Origin of the sequence: Novosphingobium sp. TCA1, assembly GCF_009811895.1 — a bacterium.
Lineage (GTDB): Bacteria > Pseudomonadota > Alphaproteobacteria > Sphingomonadales > Sphingomonadaceae > Novosphingobium > Novosphingobium panipatense_A.
This window is the reverse complement of the sequence record NZ_BLJH01000002.1, coordinates 130,364-145,422: the sequence shown is the minus strand read 5'-3', so window position 1 is coordinate 145,422 and position 15,059 is coordinate 130,364. Positions and strand designations below refer to the sequence as shown.

Annotated in this window: 14 protein-coding genes; 9 read left to right on the top strand and 5 right to left on the bottom strand. The window is 66.7% G+C overall.

Annotation, left to right across the window (positions count from 1 at the left end):
- Nucleotides 1–35: 35 nt before the first annotated feature.
- The gene (locus NTCA1_RS03965; RefSeq protein ID WP_159828571.1) at nucleotides 36–1,307 is read left to right on the top strand and encodes an MgtC/SapB family protein; all 1,272 of its coding nucleotides are present in this window, start codon (nucleotides 36–38) and stop codon (nucleotides 1,305–1,307) included.
- Here NTCA1_RS03965 and pgmG read toward each other — a convergent pair.
- From pgmG to NTCA1_RS03950, 3 genes are read right to left on the bottom strand one after another with little or no spacing between them, the layout of a single operon-like run.
- A complete protein-coding gene (gene pgmG / locus NTCA1_RS03960) occupies nucleotides 1,304–2,710 on the bottom strand; it encodes a phosphoglucomutase/phosphomannomutase PgmG (protein WP_159828568.1) in 1,407 nt (468 codons plus the stop codon). The two genes, NTCA1_RS03965 and pgmG, sit on opposite strands and share 4 nt — an antisense overlap.
- A gap of 7 nt (nucleotides 2,711–2,717) precedes the next feature.
- A complete protein-coding gene (locus NTCA1_RS03955) occupies nucleotides 2,718–3,026 on the bottom strand; it encodes a J domain-containing protein (RefSeq protein ID WP_086492685.1) in 309 nt (102 codons plus the stop codon).
- The gene (locus NTCA1_RS03950; protein WP_086492684.1) at nucleotides 3,023–3,835 is read right to left on the bottom strand and encodes a division plane positioning ATPase MipZ; all 813 of its coding nucleotides are present in this window, start codon (nucleotides 3,833–3,835) and stop codon (nucleotides 3,023–3,025) included. Before NTCA1_RS03950 ends, NTCA1_RS03955 begins: the two co-directional genes overlap by 4 nt.
- 225 nt (nucleotides 3,836–4,060) lie before the next feature.
- Between NTCA1_RS03950 and panC the strand changes: the two genes are divergently transcribed.
- The 6 genes from panC (at nucleotide 4,061) to NTCA1_RS03920 (ending at nucleotide 9,697) form a co-directional block, all read left to right on the top strand.
- Nucleotides 4,061–4,924, top strand: a complete 864-nt coding sequence (gene panC / locus NTCA1_RS03945) for a pantoate--beta-alanine ligase (protein ID WP_159828565.1) — start codon at nucleotides 4,061–4,063, stop codon at nucleotides 4,922–4,924.
- Between the two features lie 328 nt (nucleotides 4,925–5,252).
- Nucleotides 5,253–6,038: a CsgG/HfaB family protein gene (locus tag NTCA1_RS03940; RefSeq protein WP_086492682.1), complete on the top strand. Its 786-nt coding sequence runs from the start codon at nucleotides 5,253–5,255 to the stop codon at nucleotides 6,036–6,038.
- Between the two features lie 64 nt (nucleotides 6,039–6,102).
- A complete protein-coding gene (locus NTCA1_RS03935; protein ID WP_159828562.1) occupies nucleotides 6,103–6,789 on the top strand; it encodes a response regulator transcription factor in 687 nt (228 codons plus the stop codon).
- 6 nt (nucleotides 6,790–6,795) lie between these two features.
- The gene (locus NTCA1_RS03930; protein ID WP_159828559.1) at nucleotides 6,796–8,175 is read left to right on the top strand and encodes a HAMP domain-containing sensor histidine kinase; all 1,380 of its coding nucleotides are present in this window, start codon (nucleotides 6,796–6,798) and stop codon (nucleotides 8,173–8,175) included.
- Nucleotides 8,172–8,768 carry a hypothetical protein gene (locus tag NTCA1_RS03925; RefSeq protein WP_159828556.1) on the top strand — a complete coding sequence of 199 codons (597 nt, stop codon included), beginning with the start codon at nucleotides 8,172–8,174 and terminating at the stop codon, nucleotides 8,766–8,768. Before NTCA1_RS03930 ends, NTCA1_RS03925 begins: the two co-directional genes overlap by 4 nt.
- A gap of 164 nt (nucleotides 8,769–8,932) precedes the next feature.
- Nucleotides 8,933–9,697, top strand: a complete 765-nt coding sequence (locus NTCA1_RS03920) for an SDR family NAD(P)-dependent oxidoreductase (RefSeq protein ID WP_236549090.1) — start codon at nucleotides 8,933–8,935, stop codon at nucleotides 9,695–9,697.
- Between the two features lie 80 nt (nucleotides 9,698–9,777).
- Here the strand turns inward: NTCA1_RS03920 and ppa are convergent, their stop codons facing one another.
- Complete coding sequence (gene ppa / locus NTCA1_RS03915) at nucleotides 9,778–10,326, bottom strand: inorganic diphosphatase (protein WP_086492677.1); 549 nt, start codon at nucleotides 10,324–10,326, stop codon at nucleotides 9,778–9,780.
- Nucleotides 10,327–10,560: 234 nt separating this feature from the next.
- On the bottom strand, nucleotides 10,561–12,504 hold the full coding sequence (locus NTCA1_RS03910) for a M61 family metallopeptidase (protein WP_159828550.1): 1,944 nt from the start codon (nucleotides 12,502–12,504) through the stop codon (nucleotides 10,561–10,563).
- A 174-nt stretch (nucleotides 12,505–12,678) separates the two neighbouring features.
- On the opposite strand from NTCA1_RS03910, the gene hisS reads away from it, so the two are divergent.
- Both hisS and prfA read left to right on the top strand, forming a co-directional pair.
- Complete coding sequence (gene hisS / locus NTCA1_RS03905; protein ID WP_086492675.1) at nucleotides 12,679–13,935, top strand: histidine--tRNA ligase; 1,257 nt, start codon at nucleotides 12,679–12,681, stop codon at nucleotides 13,933–13,935.
- Entirely contained in the window at nucleotides 13,932–15,002 is a 1,071-nt protein-coding gene (gene prfA / locus NTCA1_RS03900) for a peptide chain release factor 1 (RefSeq protein ID WP_086492674.1), read from the top strand. The genes hisS and prfA overlap by 4 nt, the downstream gene beginning before the upstream one ends.
- Nucleotides 15,003–15,059: the final 57 nt, after the last annotated feature.

Genomic DNA, 15,059 nt, shown 5'->3' with positions numbered 1-15,059 from the left:
GGTTGGGCCACATCGCAGCAGCACCCCTGGGGACGATGCAGACGGATCTCGACTTCGGCCACCTGACCGCCCTTGCCGTCAGTCTCGCGCTAGGGCTGCTGGTCGGGCTGCAACGCGGCTGGGCCACGCGCGAGCGGGCCGAGGGCGCCCGTTTCGCCGGGATCCGCACGTTCGCGCTGATGGGCCTTGCGGGCGGGCTCTCCGGCATTCTCCTCGCACCGGCCCCCGGCCCCGCGACCGTGCTGCTGGGCGCGGCCGGGATGCTGGTGATCCTGGGCTACTGGCGCGACGCCCGGCTCAACCGCAGCGTCAGCGGGACATCCGGGGTAGTGGCGCTGCTGATGCTGGCCAGCGGCCTGCTGGTCGGCATGGGGGAGCGGCTGATCGGCACGGTGGTCGCCGTGGTCATGGTGCTGCTCCTGGCCATGCGCGAGCAGCTTCACGACTGGATCGAGCGCCTCAGCCAGCGCGAGGTGCTGTCGATCGCCCGCTTCGCCCTGATCGCGCTGGTGATCCTGCCCCTGCTGCCCAACCGGGATTTCGGCCCCTACGACGCATGGAACCCAAGGAAGCTCTGGCTGATCGTGGTGCTGGTCTCGGGCTTCTCCTTCGCGGGATATTTCGCGACGCGGATCGTCGGCGCCGCACGCGGGGTCATTGCCACGGCGGCGGCGGGCGCTCTGGTATCCTCGACCGCGGTGACCGCCTCGATCGCCAATCGCATGAAGGAAGACGCGATCCCCGCGCCCGTGCTGGCCTCGGCCGTCTCGGTATCCTCGGTGGTGATGTTCCTGCGCGTCATGGTGCTGACCGGGCTCTTGGCCCCGCCCGCCCTGCCGATGCTGGTCAGGCTGGTCGCCCCCGGCCTGGTCGTCAGCCTGGCCCTGGCCGCCTGGTATCTGCACCGCACGCGCCTGGTGGAAGTGTCCGGCACCAGCCACGCCATGACCATCCGCAACCCTTTCGACATCGCCCCGGCCCTCATGCTGGCCGGGCTGGTCATGGTCCTCACCGTCGCCTCGCTCTGGGTGCTCCAGAACTTCGGGGACCGGGGCCTTGCGCTGGTACTGGCAATCTCGGGGACGGTGGACGTCGATTCGGCGATCATCACCATGGGCGGCCTTGCCGGCCAGGCGCTCGATCCCCGGACGGCGGGGCTGGTACTGGCCGTGCCGGTGGCGCTCAATACCCTGTTCAAGGCAGGCGTCGTCGTCAGCGTCGCCGGATGGCAGAAGGGCCGGGACGGCGCGATCCCGCTGATCGCCAGCGCGCTGGCGGTCGGCCTCGCCTGGCTCGTGCTTCGTTAATGCCCGGCTTGAGGCCCGCGCCGCAGTCCTGAAAGCGTAAGCTGCGCGTCGACTTGCGCAATCAGCCGCTCCAGCCCTTCAGCCGTGCCGCTTTCCGCCCGTGCTACCAGAACGTCCTGCGTGTTCGAGGCGCGCAGCAGCCACCAGCCTTCGGGCGTGGTGACACGCACCCCGTCGATATCGACGAAATCGGCCCCCGCCGCAGCAAGCCGCGCCCGCACTTCGTCGATCGCCGCGAACTTGCGGCTTTCGTCCACCTGGAAGCGCAGTTCCGGCGTATTGAGCATCTCGGGCATGGCAGATCGCAGCGCAGTCACCGAGCGGCCGAGCCGCGCCGTCGCCGCCATCAGCCGCACGGCTGCGTAGAGCCCGTCGTCGAAACCGTAGAAATCGTCCGCGAAGAACAGGTGCGCGCTGGTCTCACCCGCCAGCGGCGCGCCGGTTTCGCGCATTTTCGCTTTCATGTGCGAATGGCCGCTCTTCCACATGAGCGGCTGCCCGCCGCACCGCCGGATCGTGTCGAACAGCGCGCCGGAAGCCTTCACGTCCCCGATCACGGTCGCCCCCGGAAGGCGCGCCAACAAGTCCTCGGCAAAGATCCCCAGTAGCTGGTCGCCCCAGATCGCGCGCCCGAGACTGTCGACCACGCCGATCCGGTCGCCGTCCCCATCGAAAGCCACGCCGAAATCCAGCCCTTTCGCAGCGACGAGCGCCTTCAGGTCCGCAAGGTTCGTTTCCTCGGTCGGGTCCGGGTGATGGTTGGGAAAGCGGCCGTCGATCTCGGTGAAGAGCAGGTGATGCTCGCCCGGCAGACGCGCCGTCAGCCGCTCCACCGCCAGGCCCGCCGCGCCGTTCCCGGCATCCCAGCTGATGCGCAGATGCGCCAACCCGGCAATCCCGGCGATCCCCTGAGCGATCCGCTCGACGTAGGCATCCAACACGGGACGATCCTCGAGGCTGCCCGCGCCCTCATCCCAGTCGTCCCAGTCGCCCCGCTCCGCCATTTCGCCAAGCATCGCGATGTCCGGCCCGAAGAACGGTCGCCCGCCCAGCACCAGTTTGAAACCGTTGTGATCGACGGGATTGTGGCTGCCGGTGATCTGGATCGCCCCGTCCACATCCGCGCCGGACGCCTCGGCATAGTAGAGCATCGGCGTCGGCCCCAGGCCGATCCGCACGACATCCGCGCCGCTTGCCCTCAGTCCGTCGACAAGGGCCGCCTCCAGCATCGGCGAACTCAGCCGCCCGTCGTAGCCGACCGCCACCTTGCGCCCGCCCGCGCGGCGCAGCACGGTCGCGAAGCAGCGGCCTATGGCCCACGCGTCCTCAGCGGCCAGATCCCGGCCGACCACGCCGCGAATGTCGTATTCGCGCAGGATCGTGGGATCGAACCTGTGGCTCATGCCCCGGCTATGCGTCGTTCAGCCTGGAAAGCAGCAGGTCGCGCGCGGCATTGGCCTCGTGGACTTTCTCGTTCGACCCGCCGCGATCAGGATGGACCTGCGCCACCACGCGGCGATGCGCGTCGAGGATCTCGCGCCGCCCGGCCCCCTCCGCCACGCCCAGCAGCGCCCGCGCCTGCGTATTGGCGTGGATTTCGGCAAAGGACGGGCCGGGTTTAGTCTGGCCGATGCCATATCCCATGCTTTGCCAGGGCCAGCGACCCTTGATCAGCCGCCAGGCAATGCAGGCAAGCGCGATGAGCCAGAGGAATTTCATTCGTCGGCAGCGAGTTGCAGGTCGGCCTCGCCCTTCGCGGGCATCGGCAGGTTCAGGCCGGCGACGAGCTGGCGTAGTTCCTGGCGCGCGACGAGATGGCTGGTACCAAGCTCGCCGAGGTGCCCCTTGTCGAGCAGGGTCAGGCCAGAGGGGAACAGCTCGCGAAAGATGACGCGCTCGGACAGGCCGTTGGAAATGCGGAAGCCCACGCGCTTGGACAGTTCCAGCAGCGCGCCTTCGAGGCGGCGCATGTTCTTCGCCTCGACGTGCTGGACGCGGTTGCGCACCACCACCCAGTCGAGTTCGCGGCGGCCTTCGTTGATGGTCTTGAGCCCGCGCTTCTTGCGGGTTTCCCACATGAGTTCGGCGTAGAATGAGAGCTTCTTCACCTTGAAGGTCTCGCTTTCCACTTGGCCGATGAGGTCGAAATCGATGAAGCTGTCGTTCAGCGGGGTGACGAGCGTGTCGGCCGTCGCCGCGACGTGGCGGGCGAAAGCATCGTCACGGCCCGGCGTGTCGAAGATCAGGAAGTCGTAGCCCTCGGCAATGGCCTCGGCCAGATCGTCGAGTTCCCCGATATCGTCGCCGTCGTAGACCGCGAAACGGGCGCCCGGCAGCGCGATCTCGCGGCGGCGCTCGGTTTCCACGCGGTTTTCGAGATAGCGGAACAGGGTGCGCTGGCGCGGATCGAGATCGATCGCGGCGACCTTGGCCCCCTGATAGGCGAGTGCGATGGCGACGTGAACGGCCGTCGTGGACTTGCCGGTGCCGCCTTTTTCGTTGGCGAAGACGATGCGATGCGCTGTCACGGACCCTGTTCGCTTTCCTGTTGCCCCCGGACTAAGCCCGGATTCCTTGCCCCCGGTTCTAGTCCCGGAAGCGAAATCAAACCGTTAACCGGCGAAACGGATCAAACCCGTTGCCCGCCCCCCATTGCCTTGATGGCTTGCCCCCCATTGCTCACTGGGGCGCGGTGCGGCTATGGGCAGGCCCGACCACCGGTCAAGTGCATCCTATCGGAGCAGGGACACCCAATGCAAACCCTCCACAGCCTTGATCCACTGCGCCGTGCCGTTGCCGGGCTGCGGGAATCGGGAAAGATCGCCCTCGTGCCGACCATGGGCGCGCTTCATGAAGGCCATCTGACACTCGTGCGGGCCGCACGCGAACAGGCCGATCACGTCGTCGTCTCGATCTTCGTCAATCCGCTCCAGTTCGGCGCCAACGAGGATCTCGACAAGTATCCGCGCCAGCTCGAACGCGACTGCGCGCTGCTGGAAGCCGAAGGCGTGGCGCTGGTATGGGCACCGACGGTGGAGGCGATGTATCCGCAGGGCTTCGCCACCAACATCTCGGTTTCCGGCGTCAGCGAGGGCCTGTGCGGCGCCTCGCGGCCCGGCCATTTCGACGGCGTCGCCACCGTGGTCTGCAAGCTGTTCCACCAAGTGCTGCCCGATGTCGCGCTGTTCGGCGAAAAGGACTGGCAGCAACTCGCCGTGATCCGCCGCATGGCCCGCGACCTCGACCTGACGCAGCCGCACGTCGATGCGGTGCTGGGCGTGCCGACCGTGCGCGAGGAAGACGGGCTCGCGATGTCCTCGCGCAATGCCTATCTCACCAGCGAGCAGCGCGCGCAGGCCGTGACCCTGCCCATGGCGATGAAAGTCGCGATCGCGGGCATCGAGAGCGGCGAGCCGGTGGAAGCCTGCCTCTCGCGCCTGAACGCGGCGCTGCTGGCCGGGGGTTTCTCCTCGATCGACTATGCCGAACTGCGCGATGCCGAAAACCTCGCCCCGCTGCATGCGCGCGGCGACACGCCGATGCGGCTGCTGGTCGCGGCACGGATCGGCTCGACCCGCCTGATCGACAACATGGCGGTGGAGCCGGCGTCCGTTTGAAAATTCGCTGAAGGCGGATTTTGGCGGCACCGGCCCGAGTCTTTATTGAGTGCGCCTTCGACATCCGTCGAAGGCTTGCGGCACCGGCCCACGCCCCCACCCGACCTCCCACGAGTGTATCCTGATGGGAGGTCGGGTGGGGGCGTGGGCCGGTGCCGCATCAAAAATGCCCATCCGGGCATTTTTCAAACAAACACAGCACATGCCTATTTTTCTGGAGGGAAATCTCACAGCAATAGTCATTTGCGCGGAAAGATTTCCGGCCTAATGTCGCGCGGGGTTGGGAAGGCCGGGTCGCATCGTGTCCGGCGCAACAGAGGGAATCACCATGAAGAAGATCGCCTGTGCGCTCGCCGCACTTGCCGTCATCGCAGGCGCGCCCTCGGCATTCGCCGAAGACAGGTCGTCCGCACGCAAGGTCCAGGACAAGGGCATCCAGGAAATCCCGGTTTGCCGCAAGAATCTGGGCTCCATCTCCATCGTCGAGCCCGACACCCAGTGGTGGCGCGAACTGAGCCTCGGCAGCCCGGAGGCGATCCTGCGCGTCTTCGTGCAGAAGTCGCACTGCTTCACGCTCGTCAATCGCGGCCGTTCGCTCCAGAACAGCGCCATGGAACGCGCGCTGGCCGAACAGGGTGAGCTTCAGAAGGGCTCGAACATCGGCAAGGGCCAGATCAAGGCGGCGGACTATTTCCTCCAGCCTGACATCGTCTCGACCAACAACAATTCGGGCGGCGGCGGCATAGGCGGCGTGCTCGGCGGTGTCGGCGGCCTGTTCGGTCGCGGCGTCGGCGCGATCGCCGGCGGTCTCAACATCAAGAAGGGCGAGGCCAACGTCACGCTCTCCATCGTCAACTCGCGCACCACGGTCGAGGAAGCCCTGACCGAAGGCTATGCCCGCAAGTCCGACGTCAGCTTCGGCGGCGGTGGCGGCGGCTTCTTCGGCGGCACTTTCGGCGGTGCCGGTGGCGGCGGCTACCAGAACACCCAGATCGGCCAGATCATCGTGCTGGCCTATCTCGACGCCTATACCAAGCTGGTCACCGAGCTTGGCGGCATGCCCGAGAATCCCTCGGCAGCCGCCCCGCAGGCCACCAACGCCTCGGCGCACTGATCGCACTGCGTGAGACATCTCCGTTCCCGGCCGGGCATCGGCCGGGAACGGGAACGATCCGGCCATGACCACGCCCAAGACCCTCTACATCGAAGACGATGCGCGCGCCGCCTGTCAGGTCAGGGAACTGGCCGAGCAGACGGGGATCACGCTCGTCTGGGCCTCCAGCGGCCAGGAAGGGCTGCGGCTGGCGGGCGTCGAGCACTTCGACGTCATCATTCTCGACCGCATGCTGCCCGATCTCGACGGACTGACGATCCTTTCGCGCCTGCGTGAAAGCGGGATCGGTACCCCGGTGCTGATGCTCTCCGCGCTCGGCCGCACCAGCGACCGCGCCGAAGGGCTCGACGCGGGCGCCGACGACTATCTGGCCAAGCCCTTCGAGGCACCCGAACTGCTGGCACGCCTGCGCGCCCTGCATCGGCGCGCATCGGGGCGCGAGCACAGCGCGATGATCCTCTACGGCGCCTTCGAATGCCACGTGAAGGCGCGCACCGCCTTTCGCAGTAACCGCCACCTCGCGCTCAGCCCCAAGGAATTCGAGCTTTTCCGCTACTTCATGGAAAATGCCGGCGAGATTCTCACCCGCGAGATGCTGCTGCGCGACGTGTGGAAAATGAACTTCGATCCCCAGACCAACGTGGTGGACGTCAATATCGGCCGCCTGCGCCGCAAGCTTGAGGAAGGCTTCGATTCCCCGGCTCTGGAGACGATCTGGGGATCGGGCTACCGCCTGCTCGACGGGCGCTAGAGGGTCATGGCGCGTCTGGTGGACATCCACAGGTCGATCTTCACCCAGATCGTGGCCTGGGCGATCCTGATCGCCGCGCTGATCACGTTCGGCCTCTGGCTGCTGACCGATACGACCATCCAGCGGACCAACCACATCGCCCTGGAACGCGCCGTCGACGTGGATCTGGCGGGCATGGTGGACATCTTCGCCAGCGGCGGCGCGGTGGAACTGTCCAATCGCATCAACGACCGCCTTGCCCTGCAACCGCGCGACGCCAACCCGGCCCATTATCTCCTGGCCGATGCCAAGGGCACGCCGCTGGCAGGTGACGTCCGCGCCTGGCCCGGTCTTCATGCGGGAGTCTCCGAAACCGGAGAGATCGTCCTGCCCGACGGGGAGCGCGCGCTGGCCCGCGCCACCCAGCTCGGCCCGGATCTGCGGCTCATGGTCGCGCACGAATATCGCGATCTGGGCCTCCTGCTGCGTCAGGTGGCGCTGGCGTTCCTCGCCGGCGGACTGCTCGCGGTAGGGGCCGTGGCGCTGGCGGGATGGCTCGCCGCGCAGCGGCTGGCGGGCCGCATCGAACGCATAAACGCCGCCTTTCGCCACCCGGACGATGCCGCGCTGGCCCAGCTCGCGAAAGGCTCCAAGGACCGCGACGAGATCGACGAACTGACGCGCCATTCCGGCGATGCCCTGGCGCGCCTGCGCCGCCTTGCCAGTGCCCAGCGCGAGACGACGGATCAGGTGGCGCACGAGATGCGCACCCCGCTCATGCACCTCGACAACCGGCTGGTGCGCGCACTCGCCACGCTTCCTGCCAATGGATCCGCCGATGATGCGGGCAGCGAGGCCGCCGCCCGCATCACCGATGCCCGGCTGGAAATCCGCAGCATCATCCGCATGCTCGAATCGCTGCTGGACATCGCCGCCAGCCAGGCCCGGCGCGGGGACCGCCACGGGCTTGCCCAGGTCGATCTCAGCGCCCTGGCCGAACGTCTGGCCGAACTCTACGCGGACAGTGCCGAGGAATCGGGCCACGCCTTCGAACTGGCGATCGAGCCGGGCGTCACCCTGGAGGGCGAGGAGATGCAGCTTACCCGCCTGATCACCAACCTGCTGGACAATGCCTTCAAGTTCGTGCCGCCGGGCGGAACCGTCCGGCTGGAGCTGGCCAAAGGCCCGAGGCTGACGGTGCGCGACGACGGCCCCGGCGTACCGGAACCCGACCGCCACCGGATCTTCGACAAGTTCAGCCGCGCGGGCAATCATGACGGGCACGGCGGCGCAGGCCTGGGTCTTACGCTCTGCCGCGCCATTGCCGAGCGCCATCATCTTGAAATCAAGCTCGTACCCTCCGAAAAGGGCGCCTGCTTCACGATCGCACCGGAGTCGAAATCATGACCGCGGCCAAATCCGTCCTGAACGCCGCCGCTGCGGCTGCGCTGCTGGCGGCCGCGCCTCTCGCCGCCGTGCCTCTGGCCGCATTGGCGCAGAACGACGGCGCAGCGGAGAAAGGCCGCGACGAACGCGTGGCCATGGCGCTGACCGCCGCGCAGGAAGCGGAGCAGGCATCCGATTCCGCCGCCCTCGCCAGTGCGCTCCGCGTGATCGCGCGTTCCGGCGCCCGGCCGATGGAAGGCTGGACCGGCGCGGACCCGGTTCCCGCATGGCGGGCCCTGGTTCCGGCCGCCGTGCTTCCGCCCCTGCGCGGCAGCCCGCTGGGGCCGGGATATCGCTCGGGCCAGATCGGCGCGGGCCAGAGCGATTCGTTCCAGCAGGTCTTCCTGTCGGGCCGCAAGGCCAGCATCGCCCTTTCAGCGGCAGGCACCCAGCCGCTGAGCCTGCGGGTGGTCGACGCCGCCCGCAAGCCGGTCTGCGTGGCCGATGCCCGGCAGCGCGCATGCCACTGGGTGCCGATCTTCACCCAGCGCTACCTGATCGAGGTCCGCAACGCCGGTCAGAGCGAGGCGAACTACTTCCTCGTGGTGGACTGATCGCCGCCGCGAAGGCGCTGGTCCCGACCGAACGAGGGACTTCGCTCCTGCGAATAATTGAACGGAAGTTCAGTCAATCCTTCTAGCAGCGCCCGATTGGAGCTAGCCCACGGGAAATGCGCCGGACCGATCTTCGACACAGGCGCCGCAGCGGGAGAGTGCCAGTGTCAGATAACTCGGCGTCCTACAGGGTTGCCATCGTCACCGGCGCCGCCGCGGGCATAGGCGCGGCCTGTTCCCGGCGGCTGGCGAAGCAGGGCGTGGCCGTCGCCGTGCTCGACCTCGACGCCGGGCGCTGCGCCGATACCGTCGCCGCCATTCGCGATGCGGGCGGTACCGCGCTTGCCGTGGGCGCCGACGTGGCCGACCGCGCCTCGGTCAAAGCAGCGGTGGCACAGGTTCGCGAGACACTGGGAGCGATCTCCATCCTGGTGAACAATGCGGGTGTCACCGACTTCACCCCCTTCGAGGACGTGACCGACGCGCGCTGGGACTTCATCTACGCCGTCAACGTCAGAGGGCCGTTCATCATGACCCAGGAATGCCTGCCGGACATGAAGGCGGCCGGTTGGGGTCGGATCGTCAATATCTCGTCCTCCAGCGCCCAGACTGGCGCGACGAGCATGATTCCCTATTCGTCTTCCAAGGGCGCTGTGGTGACGATGACGCGGTCCATGGCGCAGGAGTTCGGACCTTACGGCATTACCGTCAACAATATCCCGCCCGGCTCGGTGATGGGCACGATCATGTCCGAGGCGAACCGCGACCGTTTCCAGATTCCCACCGAAGTGCTGCTCCAGTCGGTTCCCGTGCGGCGCCTGGGCGAGCCGGACGACATCGCCAATGCCTGCGCCTGGCTGTGCCACGAGGATTCGGGCTACGTCACCGGCCAGACGATCGGCGTCAACGGTGGGCGCGTGGTAAGCTGAGCACCAAACATGAAGGGCCGGCGGTTTTCACCGCCGGCCCTTCGTTCCACATGGGGGGTGGTGGAACTTTATAGGCTAGATCAGGCCTCGACCTTCTTGCCTTCGGTCTCGTAGCGTTCGATCGCTTCGAGCACGATCTGGCGGGCTTCCTCGGCGCCGCCCCAGGTGCCGACGCGCACCCACTTCTCGGCCTCAAGGTCCTTGTAGTGCGTGAAGAAGTGCTCGATCTGGCTGAACACGATCGGCGGCAGATCGCCCTTTTCCTGCACGTCGGAATAGTAGGGGAAAGTCTTGTCGTCCGGCACGCAGACGAGCTTTTCGTCGCCGCCATGCTCGTCTTCCAGGTTCAGCACCGCGATCGGGCGAACGCGCACGACAGAGCCGGGCACGAAAGGCGAGCGCGCCACGACCAACGCGTCAAGCGGGTCGCCGTCGGGTGAAAGGGTGTGCGGCACAAAACCGTAATTCGCAGGGTAGCGCATCGGCGTGTGCAGAATGCGATCGACGAACAGTGCGCCGGAGTCCTTGTCGAACTCGTACTTGACGGGCTCGCCACCGACGGGAACCTCGATGATGACGTTCAGGCTCTCCGGCGGGTTCTTGCCGACAGGAATCATGTCGATGCGCATGTTGGTCCTTCATTACTGGCACGGCTAAGGCGCGCCGGTTAGTCTTTGACCGCGGGGCTTAGCCTTGCAGGTAATGCATCGCAACTGCCTTATCGTGGTAAATACCTCCAGTTTGCGACACACACGCCGCTGCGATCGACGAAATTCCGCGAACCCATGGAAAAAGCCCGGAACCGGATCGAAATCCGGCTCCGGGCTATCTTTTTGATCTTCAAAAGAAGATCTGGCCGCCTGTTACTTGGCGCGCGGCGCCAGCAGGCGGTCCAGCCCGTTGACCTTGCCCGGCGTCGTGCTTTCCAGCCAGGGCCAGCGCAGGCCGCCGTGATAGTCGAGCGTCACGGTGCTGAAGGCGTCGCCGCGCTTGACCAGCAGCGAGATCGGCGCCTTCGCGGTCTTGGCGGCAGTGATGGCGTCCTTGATCGCCTCGCTGCTATAGGCCGTGCCGTTCACCGCCATGACCTTCACGCCGCTGACGAGCCCTGCATTGTAGCCCAGACCGTCGAACACCGCGCCCGTCACCGTGCCTTCGTTATCCAGCGACACGCCCAGCGAATAGGACAGGTCCAGCGACTTGCGCGAATCCGCGATGCCCTTCTCATAGCCGTTCTGCGTGTCCTTCCAGACCAGCTTGTAGCCGGCCATCTCCACGCCCTTGGTGGGGGCGGGCTGGTTGGTGTCGTAGATGCGGGTCTTGAGGAAGGCGGCCCAGTCGTAGGGATAGACGCCGTTCAGCGTCTTCACCACTTCGTCGAAATCGTAGGTCAGCTCGCCCCAGTCGCCATCGCGCACGCCGAAGAAGGCCTTGGCGAAATCGTCGAGACCCTTCTTGCCGCCGGTGCCCTGGCGGATGATCTGGTCCGCCTCCAGCCAGGTCAGCGCGCCTTCGACGTAGTAGTCCTCGGTACGGGTGACGGAGGTGTAGGGCAGCGGGCGGCGCATGTTGAGCACCGGCGCGAAGGTGGTGTCCTCCACCGAGCGCCAGCCGCGACCCGGCGTCGCTTCCGAATAGCGCGCAACCGCGCCCGCCAGCGTGTCGAGGATGGTCTGCTTGGTCTGCACACCCGAACGCGCGGCCAGGATATAGCCCCAGAACTGGGTCTGGCCCTCGTAGACCCAGAGCAGCGTGTTCTGCATCGGCTGCTGGTAGTCCGGCGTCCAGAGGTCTGCCGGGCGGCGGTACTTGCCGTTCCAGCTATGGACGAATTCGTGCGGGATCACGTTGCGATCCCAGTCCATCTTGTCCCACTCGGTCCAGACCTTGGGCTCCATCTGGTTCTCGCTCGAACGGTGGTGTTCGAGGCCGATGCCGCCCATGCGGTCGGTCAGCGCCAGCAGGAAGTCGTAGTGATCGAAGTGACGCGCGCCGAAGGTCAGCAGCGCTTCGGACACGAGGTTGCGATAGACCTTCATGTTCTCGGGCTTGATGCCCAGCAGCTTGGCCTCGTCCGCGACCACGGCCATGCCGACGTCATGCCCGAGATCCCAGCGCTGGGCATATTTGCCCGCGAAGATCGGCTCGTCGACCAGGCGTTCGTAGTCAGTCGGCGTCCAGGTGACGGTGTCGCCCTGCTGCACTTTGCCGTCGAGCGAGGTATAGACGGTCCAGCCTGCGGGGAACTTCACGGTCGGCTTCACGGTCACGCCGCGCGTGTAGTAGCCCGAAGGATAGAGGCTCATCTTCTCCCACTGCAGGTTGAGCATTTCCTGCGTCATCGTGATGCGGCCTTCCTTGGCCTGCACCGGGGACGTGTGGATGAACTTAGCGGTGACAAGCTGCGTTCCTGCCGGAAGGTCCAGATGGAAGGCGTTCACCGCCACGGTGTCGCGCTGCCACTTGATCTCCTTGCCGTCGGCAAAGAAGTGGATCTGCGCCAGCAGCGCGGCGGGGCCGGTGGGCGAATGGTTGCCGGGCAACCAGCTCGGCTGGACCAGGATCAGCTTGTCGGTCCCGGCGGCGACCGGAAACTGCTGGGTGACGCGGTAGACGCCGTGGACGACGTCGCTGGCATCGATGTCGAGCGCGACGGTGCCGGGATAGGCCTTGTCCTGCGCGGCAGGCAGCGGCGCAGGCAGCGCGGGTGCCATCGGCTTGCTGCGCTGGGCGGAATCCTGCGCGAGCGCGGGGGTTGAAACCGAAAGAAGGGCGAGGAGCGTGACGACCGCGTTACGATATTTCATGTCGCCAGTCTTTGCGGCTGTTGCCGGATTTGGCAACCATCCAATTCGCTCCGCCGCGAAGGGACCACGCATCGCCGTTCGGAAGAAGACGTCCCCGGATTTTCGGCCCGGCCGCCTTTCCCCCGATCCACAGCCACTTTCCCCGCCGCCGCAATCGGGCTAAGCGCGCGCGTTATGAGCACGACATTGACCAAGACGCCTCAGGCGATCCGCGGAACCCAGGACATCTTCGGCACCGACGCCGAGGCTTTCGCGCATGTCGTCGAGACCTTCGAGCGGATCCGCAAGCTCTACCGCTTCCGCCGCGTGGAAATGCCGGTGTTCGAGAAGACCGAAGTTTTCTCGCGCTCGATCGGCGAAACCACCGACGTGGTCTCCAAGGAAATGTATTCGTTCGAGGATCGCGGCGGCGAATCGCTGACCCTGCGCCCCGAATTCACCGCCGGCCTTGCCCGCGCCTACCTCACCGACGGGTGGAAGCAGTTCGCCCCGCTCAAGGTCGCCACGCATGGCCCGCTGTTCCGCTACGAACGCCCGCAGAAGGGCCGCTACCGCCAGTTCCACCAGATCGACGCCGAGTTGATCGGTTCGCCCGAACCGCTCGCCGACGTGGAACTGCTGGTCATGGCCGACCAGCTGCTCAAGGAACTGGGCATCTCGGAAGGCGTGACGCTGCAGCTCAACACCTTGGGCGATACCGAAAGCCGCGACGCCTGGCGCGCCGCGCTGATCGAGTACTTCCGCGCCCACAAGGCCGAGCTTTCGGAAGATTCGCAGGACCGCCTGGAACGCAACCCGCTGCGCATCCTCGATTCCAAGGACCCGCGCGACAAGGTCTTCGTCGGCGATGCCCCGAAGATCGACACGTTCCTCTCGTCCGAGGCGCAGGACTTCTTCGCCGCGGTGACGGCTGGCCTCGACGCGGCAGGCGTCGCCTACGAGCGCGCGCCCTCGCTGGTGCGCGGGCTGGACTACTATCGCCACACCGCCTTCGAATTCGTCACCACCCGCCTCGGCGCGCAGGGCACCGTGCTCGGCGGCGGCCGCTATGACGGCCTGATGGAGAGCCTCGGCGGCCCCGCCACCCCCGCCGTGGGCTGGGCGGCCGGGATCGAGCGCCTGTCGATGCTCGTCGCCGACGCCGGCCTGCTGGCCGAAGCGCCGCTCACCGTGGTTCTCGCGGTCGAGGACGATGCCGCGCTGGCCTATGCCCAGAAGGTCATCACCGCCCTGCGTTTCCAGGGCCTCGATGCCGAGATGGTCGCCACCGGATCGGCGCGCAAGCGCTTCGACAAGGCGGTGAAGATGGGCGCCAAGGTCCTCGTCTCGTTCGGCGTGAAGGACGGCGCGCCCACGGCGAACCTGCGCGCGGCCGAGCCGACCGCCGAATATCTCGCGGTCGAGCAGGTTCTCCAGTCGGTCCATCCGTGAGCGTTTCCGACGCCCGTCTGGCGCAGATTGCCGCGCGTTTCGCGGAGCTTGAGGCGCGCCTGGCCTCGGGCACGCTGGAGGGCGACGCCTTCGTCACCGCCAGCCGCGACTATGCCGAGCTGGAACCGGTGGCGCGCGTCGCCGCCGAAGTCGTGTCGATGCGCGGGGAGCTGGAAGCGCTGCAGACGCTGGAAGACCCGGACCCCGACATGCGCGCCCTGGCGGAGGAGGAAGTGTTCCGCCTCAAGGCCGAATTGCCCGAGGCCGAACGCCAGCTCTCCATTGCCATGCTGCCGCGCGATGCGGCGGACGTACGCCCGGCCATGCTGGAAATCCGCGCCGGTACGGGGGGCGACGAAGCTGCCCTCTTCGCCGCCGATCTCTACCGGATGTACGAACGCTATGCCGCCGAACAGGGCTGGCGCGTGGAGATGATCAGCGCCAATGCCAACGATCTCGGCGGCTTCAAGGAAGTGGTCGCCAACGTCAACGGTGCTGGCGTCTTCGCCAAGCTGAAGTTCGAAAGCGGCGTTCACCGCGTGCAGCGCGTGCCCGTTACCGAATCGGGCGGACGCATCCATACTTCGGCGGCCACCGTCGCGGTTCTGCCGGAGCCCAGTGAAGTGGACGTGCAGATCGAGGACAAGGACCTCAAGATCGACATCTTCCGCGCATCGGGCGCGGGCGGGCAGCACGTCAACACCACCGATTCGGCGGTGCGCATCACCCACCTGCCCAGCAATCTGGTGGTGATCTGCCAGGACGAGCGCAGCCAGCACAAGAACAAGGCCAAGGCCATGCAGGTCCTGCGCGCGCGCCTCTACGAGAAGATGCGCGACGAGGCCCACGGCGCCGAGGCCGAGGCCCGCAAGGCCATGGTCGGCTCGGGCGACCGTTCGGAGCGCATCCGCACCTACAATTTCCCGCAAGGCCGTGTGACCGATCACCGCATCAACCTCACCTTGCACCGCCTGCCCGAAGTGCTGGAAGGCCCCGGCCTTGCCGAACTGGTCGATGCCCTGATCGCCGAGGACGAGGCCAAGCGCCTCGCCGCCATGGATGCCTGACCCTTCGACACGCTCAGGGCGAGCTTGCTCCCTAAAGTCCGCTCATCCTGAGACTGT